General features: G+C 63.0%; 11 protein-coding genes and 1 pseudogene. 5 read left to right on the top strand and 7 right to left on the bottom strand.

Annotated features, from left to right (window positions below; translation table 11 throughout):
• Nucleotides 1–38: 38 nt before the first annotated feature.
• The 4 genes from ligA to LOY54_RS08265 form a co-directional block, all read right to left on the bottom strand.
• Nucleotides 39–2,393, bottom strand: coding sequence for an NAD-dependent DNA ligase LigA (gene ligA, locus LOY54_RS08280; RefSeq protein WP_258610124.1), 2,355 nt, complete (start codon nt 2,391–2,393; stop codon nt 39–41).
• Between the two features lie 80 nt (nt 2,394–2,473).
• Nucleotides 2,474–3,343 (bottom strand): cell division protein ZipA, encoded by an 870-nt coding sequence (gene zipA / locus LOY54_RS08275; protein WP_045200443.1) that lies wholly within the window; start codon nt 3,341–3,343, stop codon nt 2,474–2,476.
• 204 nt (nt 3,344–3,547) lie between these two features.
• A complete protein-coding gene (gene smc, locus LOY54_RS08270; RefSeq protein WP_258610123.1) occupies nt 3,548–7,036 on the bottom strand; it encodes a chromosome segregation protein SMC in 3,489 nt (1,162 codons plus the stop codon).
• Nucleotides 7,037–7,038: 2 nt separating this feature from the next.
• Entirely contained in the window at nt 7,039–7,698 is a 660-nt protein-coding gene (locus LOY54_RS08265; protein WP_045200438.1) for a GntR family transcriptional regulator, read from the bottom strand.
• A 272-nt stretch (nt 7,699–7,970) separates the two neighbouring features.
• Here LOY54_RS08265 and xdhA point away from each other — a divergent pair, with 272 nt between their 5' ends.
• The 4 genes from xdhA to guaD all read left to right on the top strand — a co-directional run bounded on the left by xdhA (nt 7,971) and on the right by guaD (nt 14,075).
• Entirely contained in the window at nt 7,971–9,425 is a 1,455-nt protein-coding gene (xdhA, locus tag LOY54_RS08260; protein ID WP_093385476.1) for a xanthine dehydrogenase small subunit, read from the top strand.
• Nucleotides 9,418–11,814, top strand: a complete 2,397-nt coding sequence (xdhB, locus tag LOY54_RS08255) for a xanthine dehydrogenase molybdopterin binding subunit (RefSeq protein WP_195883397.1) — start codon at nt 9,418–9,420, stop codon at nt 11,812–11,814. The genes xdhA and xdhB overlap by 8 nt, the downstream gene beginning before the upstream one ends.
• 100 nt (nt 11,815–11,914) lie before the next feature.
• Entirely contained in the window at nt 11,915–12,760 is an 846-nt protein-coding gene (xdhC, locus tag LOY54_RS08250; protein ID WP_258610122.1) for a xanthine dehydrogenase accessory protein XdhC, read from the top strand.
• Nucleotides 12,761–12,770: 10 nt separating this feature from the next.
• Entirely contained in the window at nt 12,771–14,075 is a 1,305-nt protein-coding gene (gene guaD, locus LOY54_RS08245; protein WP_045200430.1) for a guanine deaminase, read from the top strand.
• On the opposite strand, the pseudogene aqpZ reads toward guaD, so the two are convergent.
• Nucleotides 14,072–14,763, bottom strand: a pseudogene (gene aqpZ, locus LOY54_RS08240) (aquaporin Z). The gene guaD and the pseudogene aqpZ overlap by 4 nt on opposite strands.
• A gap of 169 nt (nt 14,764–14,932) precedes the next feature.
• The gene (locus LOY54_RS08235; protein ID WP_036994364.1) at nt 14,933–15,700 is read right to left on the bottom strand and encodes a GntR family transcriptional regulator; all 768 of its coding nucleotides are present in this window, start codon (nt 15,698–15,700) and stop codon (nt 14,933–14,935) included.
• 359 nt (nt 15,701–16,059) lie between these two features.
• Here LOY54_RS08235 and LOY54_RS08230 point away from each other — a divergent pair, with 359 nt between their 5' ends.
• Nucleotides 16,060–17,409 (top strand): NCS2 family permease, encoded by a 1,350-nt coding sequence (locus tag LOY54_RS08230; RefSeq protein ID WP_408980564.1) that lies wholly within the window; start codon nt 16,060–16,062, stop codon nt 17,407–17,409.
• A gap of 177 nt (nt 17,410–17,586) precedes the next feature.
• On the opposite strand, the gene uraH is transcribed toward LOY54_RS08230, so the two are convergent.
• The gene (gene uraH, locus LOY54_RS08225) at nt 17,587–17,940 is read right to left on the bottom strand and encodes a hydroxyisourate hydrolase (protein WP_010225132.1); all 354 of its coding nucleotides are present in this window, start codon (nt 17,938–17,940) and stop codon (nt 17,587–17,589) included.
• Nucleotides 17,941–18,178 lie beyond the last annotated feature (238 nt).

The following is an 18,178-nucleotide window of genomic DNA, read 5'->3' as shown; positions in this document are numbered from 1 at the left end:
CCAAGACTAGACCATGGCGAACGCCACCAGTGCCGCCTTTAGACCTCGATACCCTGCCCGGCCAGGAAGCTGACAAAAGCATCTTCATCCAGCACCTTCAGGCCCAGCTCATTGGCCTTGGCCAGCTTCGAGCCGGCGCCGGGGCCGGCGACCACGCAGTGGGTCTTGGCCGAGACCGAGCCCGCAACCTTGGCCCCCAGGCTTTCCAGCTTGTCCTTGGCCACGTCGCGGCTCATGCGCTCCAGCGAACCGGTCAGCACCCAGGTCTGGCCGGCCAGAGGCAAGCCTTCGGCGACTTTCTTCTCGCTCGACCAGTGCATGCCGAAGTCGCGCAGTTGCGCTTCGATAGCCAGGGCCAGGGCGGCATTCTCAGGCACCTGGAAGAACGCGCGCACCGCTTCGGCCGGCTTGGCCGCCAGGGCCTGGCGCAGGTCGATGCCATCGGCGGCGATGATCTTCTCCAGGCTGTCGAGCTTGGCCACCAGCTTCTCGGCACCGGTGGGCCCGACCGAGGGAATATCCAGTTTGGCAATCAGCCCGGCCAAGGTGGTACTCGCAGCGAATTCGGCGCCCAGCTCGCCTTCATCCTGCAATTGCAGGCCGCGCTCAAGCAACTGGGCGATCACTGTGCGGTTGTGTTGGTCTTCGAAAAAGCTGTGGATCTCGTGGGCGACTTCCAGGCCGATATCCGGCAGGTAGGTCAGCACTTGCGGCAACGCCGCCATCACCCGCTGCAACGAACCCAGCGAGCGCGCCAGGACCTTGGCGGTCTCCTCGCCCACGTCCGGGATGCCCAGTGCATAGATGAAACGCGCCAGGCCCGGCTGCTTGCTCGCCTCGATCGCCGCCAGCAAGTTCTTGCTCGACAGTTCGGCAAAGCCCTCGAGGTCGACAATCTGCTCGAACGTCAGCTGGTAGAGGTCGGCTGGCGAACGGATCAGGCCTTCATCCACCAGTTGCTCGACACTCTTCTCGCCCAGGCCTTCGATGTCCATGGCCCGCCGCGATACATAGTGGATGATCGCCTGTTTGAGCTGCGCAGCGCAGGCCAGGCGGCCGACGCAACGGTACACGGCGCCCTCGCTGACGGTCTCTTTGCCCTTGCTGCGTTTGACCAGCTGGGTGCGCTCGACTTGCGAGCCGCACACCGGGCACGCGGTAGGAATGTGCACCGGACGGGCGTCTTCAGGGCGACGCTCGGTGACCACCTGCATGACCTGCGGGATCACATCGCCGGCGCGGCGGATGATCACCGTGTCGCCGATCATCAACCCCAGGCGCGCCACTTCGTCCATGTTGTGCAAGGTGGCATTGGACACCGTCACACCCGCCACCTTGACCGGCTTGAGCCGGGCCACGGGGGTTACCGCGCCAGTACGGCCGACCTGGAACTCGACATCCAGCACTTCGGTCAGCTCTTCCATGGCCGGGAACTTGTGGGCAATCGCCCAGCGTGGTTCACGGGCACGGAAGCCTAGCTCGCGCTGGGAAGCCAGGCTGTTGACCTTGAACACCACGCCGTCGATCTCGTAAGGCAGCTCGTTGCGCCGGGCGCCGATATCGCGGTAGTACTCCAGACACTCGGCAACGCCAGCGGCATGGCGCAGCTCGCGACTGATCGGCATGCCCCAGGCCTTTAGCTGCTCCAGGGTGCCGATATGGGTGTCGGCAATCGGCGCCGAGACCTGGCCGACGCCGTAGCAGCAGAACTCCAGCGGGCGGCTGGCGGTGATTTTCGAATCCAGCTGGCGCAGGCTGCCGGCGGCAGCGTTGCGCGGGTTGGCGAAGGTCTTGCCGCCGGCGTCGATCTGCGCCTGGTTCAAGCGCTCGAAACCGGCCTTGGACATGAACACCTCGCCGCGCACTTCCAGCACCGTCGGCCAGCCCTCACCCTGCAGCTTGAGCGGAATGTTGCGCACGGTGCGCACGTTAACGCTGATGTCTTCGCCGGTGGTGCCATCGCCACGGGTGGCGCCCTGCACCAGTTGCCCGTCGCGGTACAGCAGGCTGACCGCCAGGCCGTCGAGCTTGGGTTCGCAGCTGTAGTCGACGGCGGCGCCATCACCCAGCAGGTCACCGGCCGGCAGGTCCAGGCCCTCGACCACGCGGCGGTCGAATTCGCGCAGGTCGGTTTCTTCAAAGGCGTTGCCCAGGCTGAGCATCGGCACTTCGTGACGCACCTGGCTGAACGCCGAAAGCGCCGAGCCACCGACACGCTGAGTCGGCGAGTCAGCGGTCACCAGCTCCGGGTGTTCGGCTTCCAGGGCCTTGAGTTCATTGAACAGGCGATCGTATTCGGCGTCTGGCACGCTCGGCTCATCGAGCACATAGTAGCGATAGTTGTGCTGGTCGAGCTCGGCGCGCAGTTCAAGGATTCGGGATTCGGCGGTCATGGTGTGTCGTCTCTTGCAAAGCAAAAGAGCAGCCTTGGCTGCTCTTGCGTGTTTCTTATCGCGGGGCAAGCCCGCTCCTACTAGCGCTTCTGGGTCAGCGCGCGGCGCTCGAACTCGACAATGCGCTGGCGGTAGTGCTCGATGGTCTGCGCGGTCATCACGCTGCGCTGGTCATCCTTGAGCTCGCCATTGAGTTCGTGGGCCAGCTTGCGCGCTGCCGCCACCATCACGTCGAAGGCCTGCTTGGGGTGACGCGGGCCTGGCAGGCCGAGGAAGAAGCTCACCGCGCGAGTGCTGAAGTGATCGATGTCGTCGAGGTCGAACACACCGGGCTTGACCGCGTTGGCCATCGAGAAGAGCACTTCGCCATTGCCGGCCATGCTTTCGTGACGGTGGAAGATATCCATTTCACCAAAGCGCAGGCCGCTTTCAAGAATGTTCTGCAGCAATGCCGGGCCCTTGAAGCCGCCTTCATCGCGGGAAATCACGCTGATCACCAGTACTTCTTCAACCGGCGGCAGGTCTTTGTCCGGCGCGGAACCGTAGCCGCTGGTTTTCGGGCTTTCATCCGGGAAGTCGTCGTCGGCATTGCCAAACAGGTCCGGCTCACGCGGTTCGGCGGCCAGGTTCAGGTCGCCCTGCTGAGGCTCGCTGCCGCGCTTGTTGCGCTTGCTCTTGCCGACCTTGGGTTCACGCTCACGCTCACGCCCGGCACTCATCGACGGCAGATCGTGCTCGTCCAGCGCTGGCTCTTTGTGGTTGTCGAGCACGCGCGGCTCACCGATCACTTCAGGGGAGCTGTCATCGTCCGGCAGGTTGGAAAAGCTGCGGTCCAGACGGAATTTCAACTTGCCCTTGCCGCCGCGCATGCGGCGCCAGCCGTCAAAAAGAATACCGGCAATGACAATAATGCCGATGACGATCAGCCACTCGCGCAGACCGATTTCCATGTAATCCCGTGCCTCTGTAAAAAATGCTGAAAAATAAAGGGTTTAAACCCCTTTAAAACGTGGCGCCAACTCTATGTTCTGACAGGCGTTTTACCCACGCAAAAAAATAAGTGACATTAAGCTAGCACGACCAAAGATAACTTTACACCGTCTGTCGCAACTGACAGGGCCATTTACCGCAGGTTCACGCGTTATTGCTTCAAATCAGGCGTCGACCATGGCCATCGCCTCCTCCACATCCACCGCCACCAGCCGTGAACACCCCGGTTCATGCATGGTCACGCCCATCAGTTGATCAGCCATCTCCATGGCAATCTTGTTGTGGGTGATGTAGATGAACTGCACCGTCTGGCTCATCTCTTTCACCAGCCGGGCGTAACGCCCGACGTTGGCATCGTCCAGTGGCGCATCGACTTCATCGAGCATGCAGAACGGTGCCGGGTTCAACTTGAAAATGGCAAATACCAGGGCCAGGGCGGTCAGCGCTTTCTCACCGCCCGAGAGCAGGTGGATGGTGCTGTTCTTCTTGCCCGGTGGCCGCGCCATGATCGTCACCCCTGTATCGAGTAGATCTTCGCCCGTCAGTTCCAGGTAAGCGCTGCCGCCACCGAAAACTTTTGGGAAAAGTGCCTGTAATCCGGCATTTATCTGATCAAAGGTATCTTTGAAGCGGTTGCGGGTTTCCTTGTCGATCTTGCGAATGACGTTCTCGAGGGTGTCCAGGGCTTCGACCAGATCGGCGTCCTGGGCATCCAGGTAGCGCTTGCGTTCGGACTGCTGCTGGTACTCGTCGATGGCCGCCAGGTTGATCGCACCCAGGCGCTGGATACGCGCATCGATGCGTTCGAGCTCCTGTTCGGCTTCCTGCTCGCTGGCCTGCTCGCCCAGGGTCGCCAACACCCCGTCGAGGTCGTAACCGTCGGCGAGCAGTTGCTCCTGCAAGGTCTTGCGCCGCACGCTCAGCCCTTGCCACTCCAGGCGGTGCTGCTCGAGCTGGCCACGCAACAGTTGCGATTGCTGTTCGGCCTGGGTGCGGCGCTTTTCGGCATCACGCAGCTCGCGGTCGGCTTCGTCCATGTGCAGGCGCGCCTGACGCATCTCGTCGTCGACGCTCATGCGTTTTTCCAGCAGCTCTTCAAGCTTGAGGCGCAGCTCTTCGAGCGGTGCCTCGCCCTCCTCCAGGTTCAGGGTCAGCTGTTCGCGTTTTTCGCTCAGGCGCTCGGACTGCAGCTCCAGCCGCTCCAGGGCCTGGCGGGTGGAATCGTGCTGGGCGCGCAGCGACCCCAGGCGCACGGCCAGCTGGTGGCCGTGGTCCTTGTGCTGGCGGGCTTCCTGGCGCACCCGGTCGAGGCGCTCGCGCAGGCTGTCGCGTTGGGCCAGCAACAGTTCGCGCTGTTCGGTGTCCTGGGCCATCAGGTCGAGGGCTTCCTGCAGCTGCAGGCGCGACTCACCGAGGTTTTCGTGCTCGATGCTGCGTTGTTCAAGCAGCTCGGCAAGCTCTTCTTCCAGGCGCCGGCGGCGCAGGCTCAACTGCTCGGCGCGGGCCTTGCCGGCCGAGAGCCTGGCGTTGAGTTCGCTTTGCTGGCGCGCTTGGTCCTGGGCGCTGCGACGCAACTGCTCGCGGCGCTCTTCCAGTTCTTGCTGCTGCTCGCGCAGTTCCTGCAATCTGGTTTCCAGTAGCTCCAGCGCCGCTTCATGCTCTTGCAGCTCTTGGCCCAGGCGCTCCAGTTCCTGGCCACGGGCGAGTACGCCACCCTGGGCGTCGCTGGCGCGGCTGACACGCAAAAAGTGCCGGCCAACCCAGTAGCCGTCACGGCTGATCAGGCTTTGCCCGTCTGCCAGCTGAGCGCGCAAGGCCAGGGCCTGATCGAGGCTCTCCACCGGTTTGACCTGGCCGAGCCAGGGCGCCAGATCGATGCGCCCCTCGACCTTGTCGAGCAGGCTGCCGGGAATACGCACGCCTTCGCCACGGCTGGCGAGCAGGCGCAATTCGCCCTGATCGAAGGCACTGAGGTCCAGGCCATTGAAGTCTTCGACCACTACCGCCTGCAGGTCGGCGCCGAGCACGGTTTCCACCGCCAGCTCCCAACCCGGCTCGACGCGCAGGCCTTCAGCCAGGCGCGGACGCTGCTCCAGGCCCTGCTCGCGCAGCCATTGCGCGGTGCCGGTGCCGGGGTCGAGCGCCGCCTGCTGCAAGGCTTCGAGCGAAGCCAGGCGGCCGCCCAGGCGCTGCAATTCGCCCTGGGCTTGCTGCTGGGCCTGCACCGCCTGCTGCAGTTGTTCGCGCAGGGTTTCTAGCTGCTCGACGACCTGCAGCTCTTCGAGCTGTAGTTCTTCGAGCAGCAATTCACTGCTGGCCACCTGCTCGCCCAGTTCGAGAATCGCGGCGTCTTCCGGATCGGCGCTGAGCTGGTCGCGCTCTTCGCCAAGCTTGCGCTGGCGCTCGGCCAAGCGCTCGAGACTGGTTTCCAGCTGCTGGATGCGCGCCTGCTGCACTTCGGCCTGGCGCCGCGGTTCGGCCGAGCGGGTGTTGAAGCTGTCCCACTGCTCCTGCCAGCCGTGCATGGTGGTTTCGGCGTCTTCCAGGGTGGCGGCGGCCTCTTCGGCGGCGGCCAGGGTCAGCTCCTGCTCGGGTTCGAGCATCTGCAGCTCTTCGCCCAGGGTGGCGAGCAGGGTGCGGTCGTGGCCCAGGTGCGACTCGGTTTCAAGGCGCGCGCGCTCGGCTTCCTTGAAGTCGTCCTGCAACTGGCGCAAGCGCTGCTGGCCGTGCTGGATGCTCTGCTCGACCCGGGCGATATCGCCGCCAACCGAATAGAAACGCCCCTGCACCAGGTTGAAGCGCTCAGACAGCTCGTGATGGCCATCACGCAGGCGCTCGATGCTGGCATCGGCATTGCGCTGCTCGGCCACCAGCGCTTCGAAGGCCACTTCCTGATCGCCAATCACCGCTTCGCGCTGGCCGACCTGATCGTTCAGGGCCTGCCAGCGCAGGGCTGCCAGTTGCGCCTTGAGCTGGCGTTCCTCGGCCTTGTATTCCTTGTACTTTTCGGCCGCCTGGGCTTGGCGATGCAGACGTTCGAGCTGGCGCTCGAGCTCTTCGCGCAGGTCGGTCAGGCGTTCGAGGTTCTCGTGGGTACGGCGGATGCGGTTCTCGGTCTCGCGCCGGCGCTCCTTGTACTTGGAGATGCCCGCCGCTTCTTCGATGAAATTGCGCAGGTCCTCGGGCTTGGCTTCGATCAGCTTGGAGATCATCCCCTGCTCGATGATCGAATAGCTGCGCGGGCCCAGGCCGGTGCCGAGGAAGATATCGGTAATGTCCCGGCGCCGGCATTTGGCGCCATTGAGGTAGTAGGTGTTCTGCCCGTCGCGGGTCACCTTGCGGCGAATGGAGATTTCCGCATACGCCGCGTACTCACCGACCAGGGTACTGTCGGAGTTGTCGAAGACCAGTTCGATGCTGGCCTGGCTCACTGGCTTGCGGCTGGTCGAGCCATTGAAGATGACGTCGGTCATCGACTCGCCACGCAGGTTTTTCGCCGAGCTTTCGCCCATCACCCAGCGCACCGCGTCGATGATGTTGGACTTGCCGCAGCCATTGGGCCCGACCACCGCCGCCATGTTGCTGGGGAAGTTGACCGTGGTCGGGTCGACGAACGACTTGAACCCGGCCAGGCGAATGCACTTTAAGCGCATGCTCAGGCAGTCGCCAGCGCCGCCAGCACCAGCTCGCAGCTGCGCTGGCAGTACTCGGCCAATACCGTGCGGATACGCACCTGGTCTCGGGCCACCACGGCTTCGAGCAGGTTGGCGAACAACACCAGGAAGTCGTTCATGTTGGCCTTGCGCTGGTCCAGCGCCAGGTAATAGGTACGACTCATGGCCGGCTGCAGGTTCTCGACGGTTTCCTGCAGGTACGGATTGTTGGCAAACGGATAGGCGGCGCGCATCACCGCGAAGCTTTCATCGACGAAGGCGCGGATGTCCTGGCGCTCGAACGCGCCGGTCAGGCGCTGCTGGATCTTGAGGAACGGATGCAAATCGCCATCGTTGCGCCAGTTAAGGGCCACGGCGTTGCCGAGCAGGTTGTACAGCTCGCCCATCAGCGTGCACAGGCTGCGCACATTGTGCTCATTGAGCTCGGTCACATGGGCGCCACGGCGCGGCAGGATGGTCACCAGGTGGCGGCGTTCGAGGATCAACAGCGCCTCGCGCACCGAGCCACGGCTGACATTCAATGCCTGGGTGACCTTCTGCTCCTGGATCCGCTCGGCGGGCTTGAGCTCGCCGCGGATGATCCGCTCGGCCAGATAATGGGCAATTTGCTCGGAGAGGCTGTCCGGCGCCTTGAACGTCATGGTTTTCCTTCAAAATCATTGAACTGTGCACAAGCGCCGAATTGTAGCGCACTTGCCCCCGCGCCGCGCAGTGGCCATGCAGCAGAAGTTGGCACGATTGGCGCAAAAGATTCGGATCACGCAGGGCCAACTATGCTCATAACAGAGCACCTGTGAAAGGGCGGAAGCGCCACGAGAAATTTCCTGACCCAAAGGTCAGAAAATTGTTGACCTGAAAATCAAGTCTGCTTACAGTCCGCTCAACAACAATAAGTCGCTTGTGAGGCCTTCCCGTGATCCAGTTTCTACTTAACCAGGAGCTGCGCAGTGAGCATGCCCTGGACCCCAACCTGACCGTGCTCGAGTACCTTCGCGAACACCTGGGCAAGTCCGGTACCAAGGAAGGCTGCGCCAGCGGCGATTGTGGCGCCTGCACCGTGGTGGTCGGCGAGCTGGCCGAGGGCGAGGACGGCGGCGAGCACATTCGCTACCGCAGCCTCAACTCGTGCCTGACTTTTGTCTCCTCGCTGCACGGCAAACAGCTGATCAGCGTCGAAGGGCTCAAGCACCAGGGCAAGCTGCACAGCGTGCAACAGGCCATGGCCGATTGCCACGGCTCGCAATGCGGCTTCTGTACTCCGGGCTTTGTCATGTCGTTGTTCGCCCTGCAAAAGAACAGCGACGCACCCGATCTGCACAAGGCCCAGGAAGCCCTGGCCGGCAACCTCTGCCGCTGCACCGGCTACCGGCCGATCCTCGCCGCCGCCGAGCAATCGTGCTGCCAGGCCCAGCCGGATCAGTTCGACAGCGGCCAAGCGCAGACCATCGCCCGCCTCAAAGCCATCGCCCCAAGCGAAACCGGCGAGCTCAACAGCGGCGACAAGCGCTGCCTGGTGCCGCTGACCGTGGCCGACCTGGCCGAGCTGTACGGTTCGCACCCCGAAGCCCGCTTGCTGGCCGGCGGCACCGACCTGGCGCTGGAAGTTACGCAGTTCCACAAGACCCTGCCGGTGATGATCTATGTCGGCAACGTCGCCGAACTCAAGCGCATCGACACTCAAGCCGAACACCTGGAAATCGGCGCGGCCACGCCATTGACCGACTGCTACGACGCCCTGAGCCGCGAATACCCGGATTTTGGCGAACTGCTGCACCGCTTCGCCTCGCTGCAGATCCGCAACCAGGGCACCCTGGGCGGCAACATCGGCAACGCCTCGCCGATCGGCGACTCGCCACCCCTGCTGATTGCCCTGGATGCGCAGATCGTCCTGCGCAAAGGTGACAACACCCGCACCCTGGCCCTGGAAGACTACTTCATCGACTACCGCATCACTGCGCGCCAGGAAAGCGAGTTCATCGAGAAGATCATCGTGCCACGGGCCCGCGCCGACTGGGCGTTCCGCGCCTACAAGGTGTCCAAGCGCCTGGACGATGACATCTCGGCAGTCTGCGCGGCATTCAACCTGCGTATCGAGAACGGTGTTGTCGGCGCAGCGCGCATCGCCTTCGGCGGCATGGCGGCGATTCCCAAGCGCGCCCGCGCCTGCGAAGCGGCGCTGGTCGGCAAGGCCTGGAACCAGGCCAGCGTCGAGCGCGCCTGCCAGGCCCTGGCCGAAGACTTCACGCCGCTCTCGGATTTCCGGGCGAGCAAGGAATACCGCCTGCTCAGCGCGCAGAACCTGCTGCGCAAGTACTTCATCGAACTGCAAACGCCGCACATCGAAACTCGGGTGACCGCTTATGTCTAACCATCACGTCGCCAAAAGCCAGGCCGAAATGGCAGAACTGTTCAGCCAGGACCTGACCACCGGGGTCGGCCGCAGCCTCAAGCACGACAGTGCCGACAAACATGTGTCGGGCGAAGCGGTGTATATCGATGACCGTCTGGAATTTCCCAACCAGTTGCATGTGTATGCGCGCCTGTCCGACCGCGCCCACGCCCGGGTGCTGAGCATCGACACCAGCCCCTGCTACGCCTTCGAGGGCGTGCGCATCGCCATCACCCATGAAGATGTGCCGGGTCTCAAGGACATCGGCCCGCTGCTGCCCGGCGACCCGCTGCTGGCGATCGACACCGTCGAATTCGTCGGCCAGCCAGTGGTTGCCGTCGCTGCCCGTGACCTGGATACCGCGCGCCGCGCGGCGATGGCCGCGATCATCGAGTACGAAGACCTGGAGCCGGTGCTGGACGTGGTCGAGGCGCTGCGCAAGAAGCACTTCGTGCTCGACAGCCACACCCACCAACGCGGCGATTCGGTCAGCGCCCTGGCCAGCGCCCCGCACCGCCTGCAGGGCAGCCTGCACATCGGCGGCCAGGAGCACTTTTACCTGGAAACCCAAATCTCCTCGGTAATGCCTACCGAAGACGGCGGGATGATCGTCTACTGCTCGACCCAGAACCCCACCGAAGTGCAGAAGCTGGTGGCCGAAGTGCTCGACGTGCCGATGAACAACATCGTCGTCGACATGCGCCGCATGGGCGGCGGTTTCGGCGGCAAGGAAACCCAGGCGGCAAGCCCCGCCTGCCTGTGCGCGGTCATCGCCCACCTCACCGGCCAGCCGACCAAGATGCGCCTGCCGCGGGTCGAGGACATGCTGATGACCGGCAAACGCCACCCGTTCTATATCGAGTACGACGTCGGCTTCGATGACAACGGCCGCCTGCATGGCATCAATTTCGACCTGGCCGGCAACTGCGGTTGCTCGCCGGACCTCTCGGCCTCTATCGTCGACCGTGCGATGTTCCACGCCGACAACGCCTATTACCTCGGCGATGCCACCATCCACGGCCACCGCTGCAAGACCAACACCGCCTCCAACACTGCCTACCGTGGCTTCGGCGGCCCGCAAGGCATGGTCGCCATCGAGGAGGTGATGGACCATATCGCCCGCCACCTGGCCCTCGACCCGCTGGCGGTGCGCAAGGCCAACTACTACGGCAAGACCGAGCGCAACGTCACCCACTACTACCAGACCGTCGAGCACAACATGCTCGAAGAGATCACTGCCGAGCTCGAAGCCAGCAGTGACTACGCCGAGCGCCGCGAATCGATCCGCCGCTTCAACGCCAACAGCCCGATCCTGAAAAAAGGCCTGGCGCTGACCCCGGTAAAATTCGGCATCTCGTTCACCGCCAGCTTCCTCAACCAGGCCGGCGCCCTGGTGCATATTTACACCGATGGCAGCATTCACCTGAACCACGGTGGCACCGAGATGGGCCAGGGCCTGAACACCAAGGTCGCGCAGGTGGTAGCCGAAGTGTTCCAGGTGGACTTCCAGCGTATCCAGATCACCGCGACCAACACCGACAAGGTGCCCAACACCTCGCCGACCGCAGCTTCCAGCGGCGCCGACCTGAACGGCAAGGCAGCGCAGAATGCCGCCGAGATCCTCAAGCAGCGCCTGACCGAATTTGCCGCACGCCAGTACAAGGTCAGTGAAGAGGACGTCGAGTTCCGTAACGGCCATGTGCGCGTGCGCGATGAAATCCTCAGTTTCGAAGCGCTGGTACAACAGGCCTATTTCGCCCAGGTGTCGCTGTCGAGCACCGGTTTCTACAAGACCCCGAAGATCTATTACGACCGCAGCCAGGCCCGCGGCCGGCCGTTCTACTACTTCGCCTTCGGCGCAGCCTGCGCCGAGGTGATCGTCGACACCCTGACCGGCGAGTACAAGATGCTGCGCACCGACATCCTGCACGACGTCGGCGCCTCGCTGAACCCGGCCATCGACATCGGCCAGGTCGAGGGTGGTTTCATCCAGGGCATGGGCTGGCTGACCACCGAAGAGCTGGTGTGGAACGCCAAGGGCAAGCTGATGACCAACGGCCCGGCCAGCTACAAGATCCCGGCGGTAGCGGATATGCCGGTGGATTTGCGGGTGAAACTGGTGGAAAACCGCAAAAACCCGGAAGACACGGTGTTCCATTCCAAGGCCGTGGGCGAGCCGCCGTTCATGCTCGGCATTGCCGCCTGGTGCGCGATCAAGGACGCCGTGGCCAGCCTTGGCGATTACCGCGTGCATCCGCTGATCGATGCGCCAGCGACACCGGAGCGGGTGCTCTGGGGCTGCGAGCAGATGCGCAAGGCGCTGGCGGCGCAGCAGCCTGCTGCCGAGGTTGAGACAGTCGCTCCGTAGGGCGCCAATCGCGGGTCAAGCCCGCTCCCACAGTGGACTACTGTGGGAGCGGGCTTGACCCGCGATGAGGCCAGAACAGGCACCACATAGGTAACTGAACATGCACACCTGGATCAACGCCCTGTCCGACCTGCAGTCCCGCGGCGAGCCCTGCGTACTGGTGACCATCATCGAAGAGCGCGGCTCGACGCCGCGCAACGCCGGCTCGAAGATGGTCGTCAGCGCCGAGCAGTTGTTTGACACCATCGGCGGTGGCCACCTGGAATACAAGTCCATGCATATCGCCCGGCAAATGCTCGCCGAGCGCCGCGAAGCGCCGCACCTGGAGCGCTTCAGCCTCGGCGCCAGCCTCGGCCAGTGCTGCGGCGGTGCCACCGTGCTGCTGTTTGAGCCGATGGGCCAGGTTCAGGCGCAGATTGCCGTCTTCGGCGCAGGCCATGTCGGCCGCGCTCTGGTACCCTTGCTCGCCGCCCTGCCCTGCAAGGTGCGCTGGATCGATTCGCGCGAGCAGGAATTCCCCGAGAGCATTCCCGCCGGGGTCAGCAAGATCGTCAGTGAAGAGCCGGTGGATGAAGTCGATGAGCTGCCCGCTGGCAGCTACTGCATCGTCATGACCCATAACCATCAACTGGATCTGGAACTGACCGCGGCGATCCTCAAGCGCAATGATTTCACCTGGTTCGGCCTGATCGGCTCGAAGACCAAACGCGTCAAGTTCGAGCATCGCCTGCGCGAGCGCGGCTTTGCCGAGGAGCGCCTGCAGCGCATGCGTTGCCCGATGGGCATCGCCGAGGTCAAGGGCAAGCTGCCGATCGAGATCGCCGTGTCGATTGCCGCAGAAATCATTGCCACCTACAACGCAAGCTTTGGCCAGCACAACAACGCTGCCAATGCCGGCCCCATTGCCCAATTGCTGCCGCCCTCACGGCGCAGCCAAGCCATATGACGAGAGCCCTATGAGCGCAACCCGCAAAGCCTACCGTGCCGCCATCCTGCACAGCATCGCCGACCCTGCTGAAGTAGGCGTCGAAGCCTCCTATCAGTATTTCGAAGACGGCCTGCTGGTGATCGACAACGGCAAGATCAGCGCTGTCGGCCATGCCCGCGACCTGCTGCCGAGCCTGGCCGCCGACATCGAGGTCGAGCACCATCAGGACGCCTTGATCACCCCGGGCTTTATCGACACCCATATCCATTTCCCGCAGACCGGCATGATCGGTTCCTACGGCGAGCAGCTACTGGACTGGCTCAACACCTACACCTTCCCCTGCGAAAAGCAGTTCGCCGACAAGGCGCATGCCGACAAAGTCGCGAAAATCTTCGTCGAGGAACTGCTGCGCAACGGCACCACCACCGCCCTGGTGTTCGGCAGCGTGCACCCGGAATCGGTTAATGCCTTCTTCGAAGAAGCCGAGCGCCTGGACCTGCGGATGATCGCCGGCAAGGTGATGATGGACCGCAACGCCCCGGACTACCTGACCGACACCGCCGAATCCGGTTATGTAGAAAGCAAGGCGCTGATCGAGCGCTGGCATGGCAAGGGCCGCCTGCACTACGCAGTGACCCCGCGTTTTGCGCCGACCAGCACCCCGGAGCAACTGGCCCTGGCCGGCCAGCTGCTGGGCGAATACCCCGACCTGTACATGCACACCCACCTGAGCGAGAACCTCAAGGAGATCGACTGGGTCAAGGCGCTGTTCCCGGAGCGCAAGGGCTACCTCGACGTCTACGATCACTACAAGCTGCTCGGCCAGCGCTCGGTGTTCGCCCACGGCGTACACCTGTGCGACGACGAATGTCAGCGCCTGGCCGAAACCGGCTCGGCCGTGGCCTTCTGCCCGACTTCCAACCTGTTCCTCGGCAGCGGCCTGTTCAACCTGCCGCAGGCCGAGAAGTTCAAGGTCAAGGTCGGCCTGGGCACCGACGTCGGCGCCGGCACCAGCTTCTCGCTGCTCAATACCCTGAACGAAGCCTACAAGGTCATGCAGTTGCAGGGCGCGCGCCTGAGCCCGTTCAAGTCACTGTACCTGGCAACCCTGGGCGGCGCCCGGGCGCTGAGCCTGGATGACCGTATCGGCAGCCTGCAGCCGGGCAACGATGCCGACTTCGTGGTCCTCGACTACAAGGCCACGGCGTTGATGGACTACCGCATCCAGCAGTCGAACAGCATCGACGAGACGCTGTTCGTGCTGATGACCCTGGGCGATGACCGCACCGTCAAGCAGACCTTCGCTGCCGGGCGCTGCGTGCATCAGCGCTAAGGCTCGCGGAACAGCCCCTTGTACAGCGCGCCGCCGATCACCGCCCCGATCAGCGGCGCCACCCAGAACAGCCACAGCTGCTGCAACGCCCAGCCACCGACGAAAATCGCCGGGCCCGTGCTGCGCGCCGGGTTCACCGAGGTATTGGTGACCGGTATCGAGATCAGGTGGATCAAGGTCAGCGCAAGGCCGATGGCAATCGGTGCAAAGCCTGCCGGGGCACGGCTGTCGGTGGCGCCCATGATGATCAGGATGAACATCGCGGTCATCACCACTTCACTGGCAAAGCCTGCCGCCAATGAGTAGCCGCCGGGGAATGCTCGGCATAGCCGTTGGACGCCAGCCCCGCCGACAACTCGAAACCGGCCTTGCCGCTGGCAATGAAGTAGATCACCGCCGCACCGAGAATTGCCCCGATCACCTGGGCGATGACGTAGGGCAGCAGGTCTTTGAGTGGAAACCGCCCACCCACCACCAGCCCGACCGACACTGCGGGGTTGAGGTGGCATCCGGAAATATGGCCAATGGCGAAAGCCATGGTCAGCACGGTCAGGCCGAAGGCCATGGCCACTCCGACCAGGCCGATACCAATGGGGAACGAGGCGGCGATCACCGCACTGCCGCAGCCACCCACCACCAGCCAGAACGTACCGATCAGTTCAGCACCCATGCGTTTGCTCAGGGGCATCGACATATACCAGTCCTCAAGTAGTTGAAGTTCTACGCAAAGCGCGCAAGCCCAACTGCTTGATGAAGGTTTGCGGTGGATCAGGTGAGAATCTAGCAGAGGCTGGATAACCTGCCAGTGGCCTGAAACGCATCGCGGGGCAAGCCCCGCGATTTGATGTTACTGGCCTTCAACCCTTGAGCGGTGCAACCCCACCCCGCTTCTTGGTTTGCAGCAGGTGCGAGAACACCGCGTGCAGGTCATCCGAAGCGCTGTCTTCGTCGAGGTTGAGCTTGCTGTCGATGTGGTCCATGTGGTGCATCATCAGGCTCACCGCCTGGTTGACGTCACGGGCCTCGATGGCGTCGATCAGCTGCATGTGCTCGTCGTAGGAGCAGTGCGAGCGGTTGCCGCTTTCGTACTGGGCGATGATCAGCGAGGTTTGCGACACCAGGCTGCGCTGGAAGCTGATCAACGGGGCGTTGCCCGCCGCTTCCGCCAGTTTCAGGTGGAACTCGCCAGACAGGCGAATGCCGGCACCGCGATCGCCACGGGAGAAGCTGTCGCGCTCTTCGCGGACCATCTGGCGCAGTTCGTTGAGTTGCTCGGCGGTGGCGTGCTCAACCGCAAGCTCGGTGATCGCGCGCTCTACCATGCGCCGCGAGAAGAACACCTGGCGGGCCTCTTCGACCGTCGGGCTGGCCACTACCGCGCCGCGGTTGGGCCGCAGCAGCACCACGCTTTCGTGGGCCAGGCGCGACAGCGCGCGACGGATGATGGTGCGGCTGACGCCGAAGATCTCGCCCAGGGCTTCCTCGCTCAACTTGGTACCCGGCGCCAGACGCTGCTCGAGGATGGCCTCGAAAATGTGCGCGTAGACGATATCGTCCTGGGTTCCGCTACGACCGGCCTTGCCGGTACGCACTGGTTTCTTGAGAGGTTGCAGCTGTTCGTTCATGGGCACTCGAGCACGGAGATCCGCCAGTCGGACCCTGACTGTAATACCAGCCAGAGGGGCGATGGCAAGTCCTGGTAAGAAAATTAAACGATTAAGGTATTGGCACATTGTACACAGCCGCAGGGATTTCTGCAGGTGCCGATGGCCTTTATAGCTACGCCTGCAAATTATCTGGCCACAACAACGAAAACATTATTTGCATTCCTTGTATACAAACGCATAATCCATCCGTGCAACTTCCTGACCCAGAAGTCAACAAACGGTCCGGTGGCCTGCCATCCCATCCGCCTCACAGAGCCCCCCAGTGCGTGCGCAGGACTGGTTCTGGAAAACAAGAAAAGACTTGAGGAGTACACGCTGTGGAAAGCCGCAAATCCGACGCCCCTACGCTGGATCTTGCCCCACCGCTCGAAACGAGCTGGCTGGAGCGGATTTTCAAACTCAAGCTACATGGCACCACCGTCAAAACCGAGATGATCGCCGGGTTGACCACCTTCATCACCATGGCCTACATCATTTTCGTCAACCCCAACATCATGGCCGATGCCGGCATCGATCACGGTGCGGCGTTTGTCGCCACCTGCATCGCTGCCGCCCTCGGCTGCCTGTTGATGGGCCTGTACGCCAACTGGCCGGTCGGCCTGGCACCGGGCATGGGCCTGAACGCCTTCTTTACCTACACCGTGGTCGGGACCATGGGCTACACCTGGGAAGCCGCGCTGGGCGCGGTGTTTGTCTCAGGGGTGCTGTTCATGCTGCTGACTTTGTCGCGGGTGCGCGAATGGCTGCTCAACAGCATTCCGGTCAGCCTGCGCCATGCCATGGGTGCCGGCGTCGGATTGTTCCTCGGACTGATCGGTCTTAAAACCGCAGGGATTGTCGTCGACAGCCCGGCGACCCTGATCAAGCTCGGCTCGCTGCAGGAGCCCGGCCCGCTGCTGGCAGCCATCTGCTTTCTGATGATCGCGGTGCTCAGCTACCACCGGGTGTTCGGCGCGATCCTGATCAGCATCATCAGCGTCACCCTCGCCGGCTGGGGCCTGGGCCTGGTCGAGTACGGCGGCTTGTTCTCGCTGCCGCCGAGCCTGGCACCGACCTGGATGGCCATGGATGTTGCCGGGGTGTTCAACGTCAGCATGATCGCGGTGGTGTTTGCCTTCCTCTTCGTGCACATGTTCGACACCGCCGGCACCCTGATGGGCGTGGCCCAGCGGGCCGGCCTGGTAAATGCCGACGGGCGCATCGAGAACCTGTCACGGGCGCTTAAAGCAGACAGCGCCTCGAGCGTGTTCGGCGCGGTGGTTGGTGTACCGCCGGTGACCAGCTATGTAGAGAGCGCGGCAGGTGTCGCCGCCGGCGGCCGTACCGGGCTGACCGCGGTGGTAGTCGGCCTGTTCTTTATCGCCGCCATGTTCTTCGCCCCGCTGGCCGGGATGATTCCTGCCTACGCCACGGCTGGCGCGCTGATCTATGTGGCGATGCTGATGATGGGCAGCATGGCCCACATCAACTGGGATGAAGCCACTGACAGCATCCCGGCGATCGTCACCGCGATCATGATGCCGCTGACCTTCTCGGTCGCCGACGGCATCGCCCTGGGCTTTATCACCTATGTGGTGCTCAAGGCCGGGACCGGACGCTACAAGGAGATCTCGGCCAGCCTGTGGGTGCTGACGGCGATCTTCATTGCCAAGTTCGTGTTCCTGTAAACAAGATTGCGAGACAAGGGCCTCACCTTCGGGTGGGGCTTTTTGTTGTGTGTGAGGGACCTATCGCGGGTCAAGCCCGCTCCTACACCCGCGATGAGGCCGCAGAAAAATCACAGGTAAAAAAAAGCCCGCAGTGTGAGCGGGCAAGGGACCTACGAAGATTCTTCTAGCGACCAACTAGCTTCCACGATAGGTCGAGTAACTGTAAGGCGAGATCAACAGCGGCACGTGGTAGTGATCCTGTTCGGCGCTGATGCCGAAACGCAGTACCACCACGTCAAGAAAAGCAGGCTCGGGCAGTTGTACGCCGCGGGCACGGTAGTAGTCGCCGGCGCTGAACTGCAGCTGGTAAACGCCGCTGCGGTAATCATCGCCTTGCAGCAGCGGTGCGTCGCAACGGCCATCGCTGTTGGTCAGGGTAGTGTTCACCAGTTCCAGCTGCTGGCCTTCGACCCGGTAGAGCTCGACCTTGATCGAGCTGCCAGGGCAGCCATGAGCGGCATCCAGTACATGCGTGGTCAAACGTCCCATTGCTTGCTCGCCTCTGTTCTATCTGTGGGCAAAAAATACCCGCACGCCAGCGTCAGGAAGCCCGACAACGTGCGGCTGTCGGATTATTAAGACATTTTTCTATGAAATTGTACACAATAATTCGGTATTCTTTCCTGGCACGCCGCTCATCTCCTGTAAATAGGCCATCAGTCGCAAAACCACGCCAATAGCCGACGCTTCCGTCATTAGCTGACCGATCAGGCAGGTTTCTTGCAGG

Source organism: Pseudomonas sp. B21-032 (assembly GCF_024748965.1).
GTDB lineage: Bacteria > Pseudomonadota > Gammaproteobacteria > Pseudomonadales > Pseudomonadaceae > Aquipseudomonas.
Note: the sequence above shows the minus strand (reverse complement) of the source record. Positions and strands in the feature narration are given on the sequence as shown.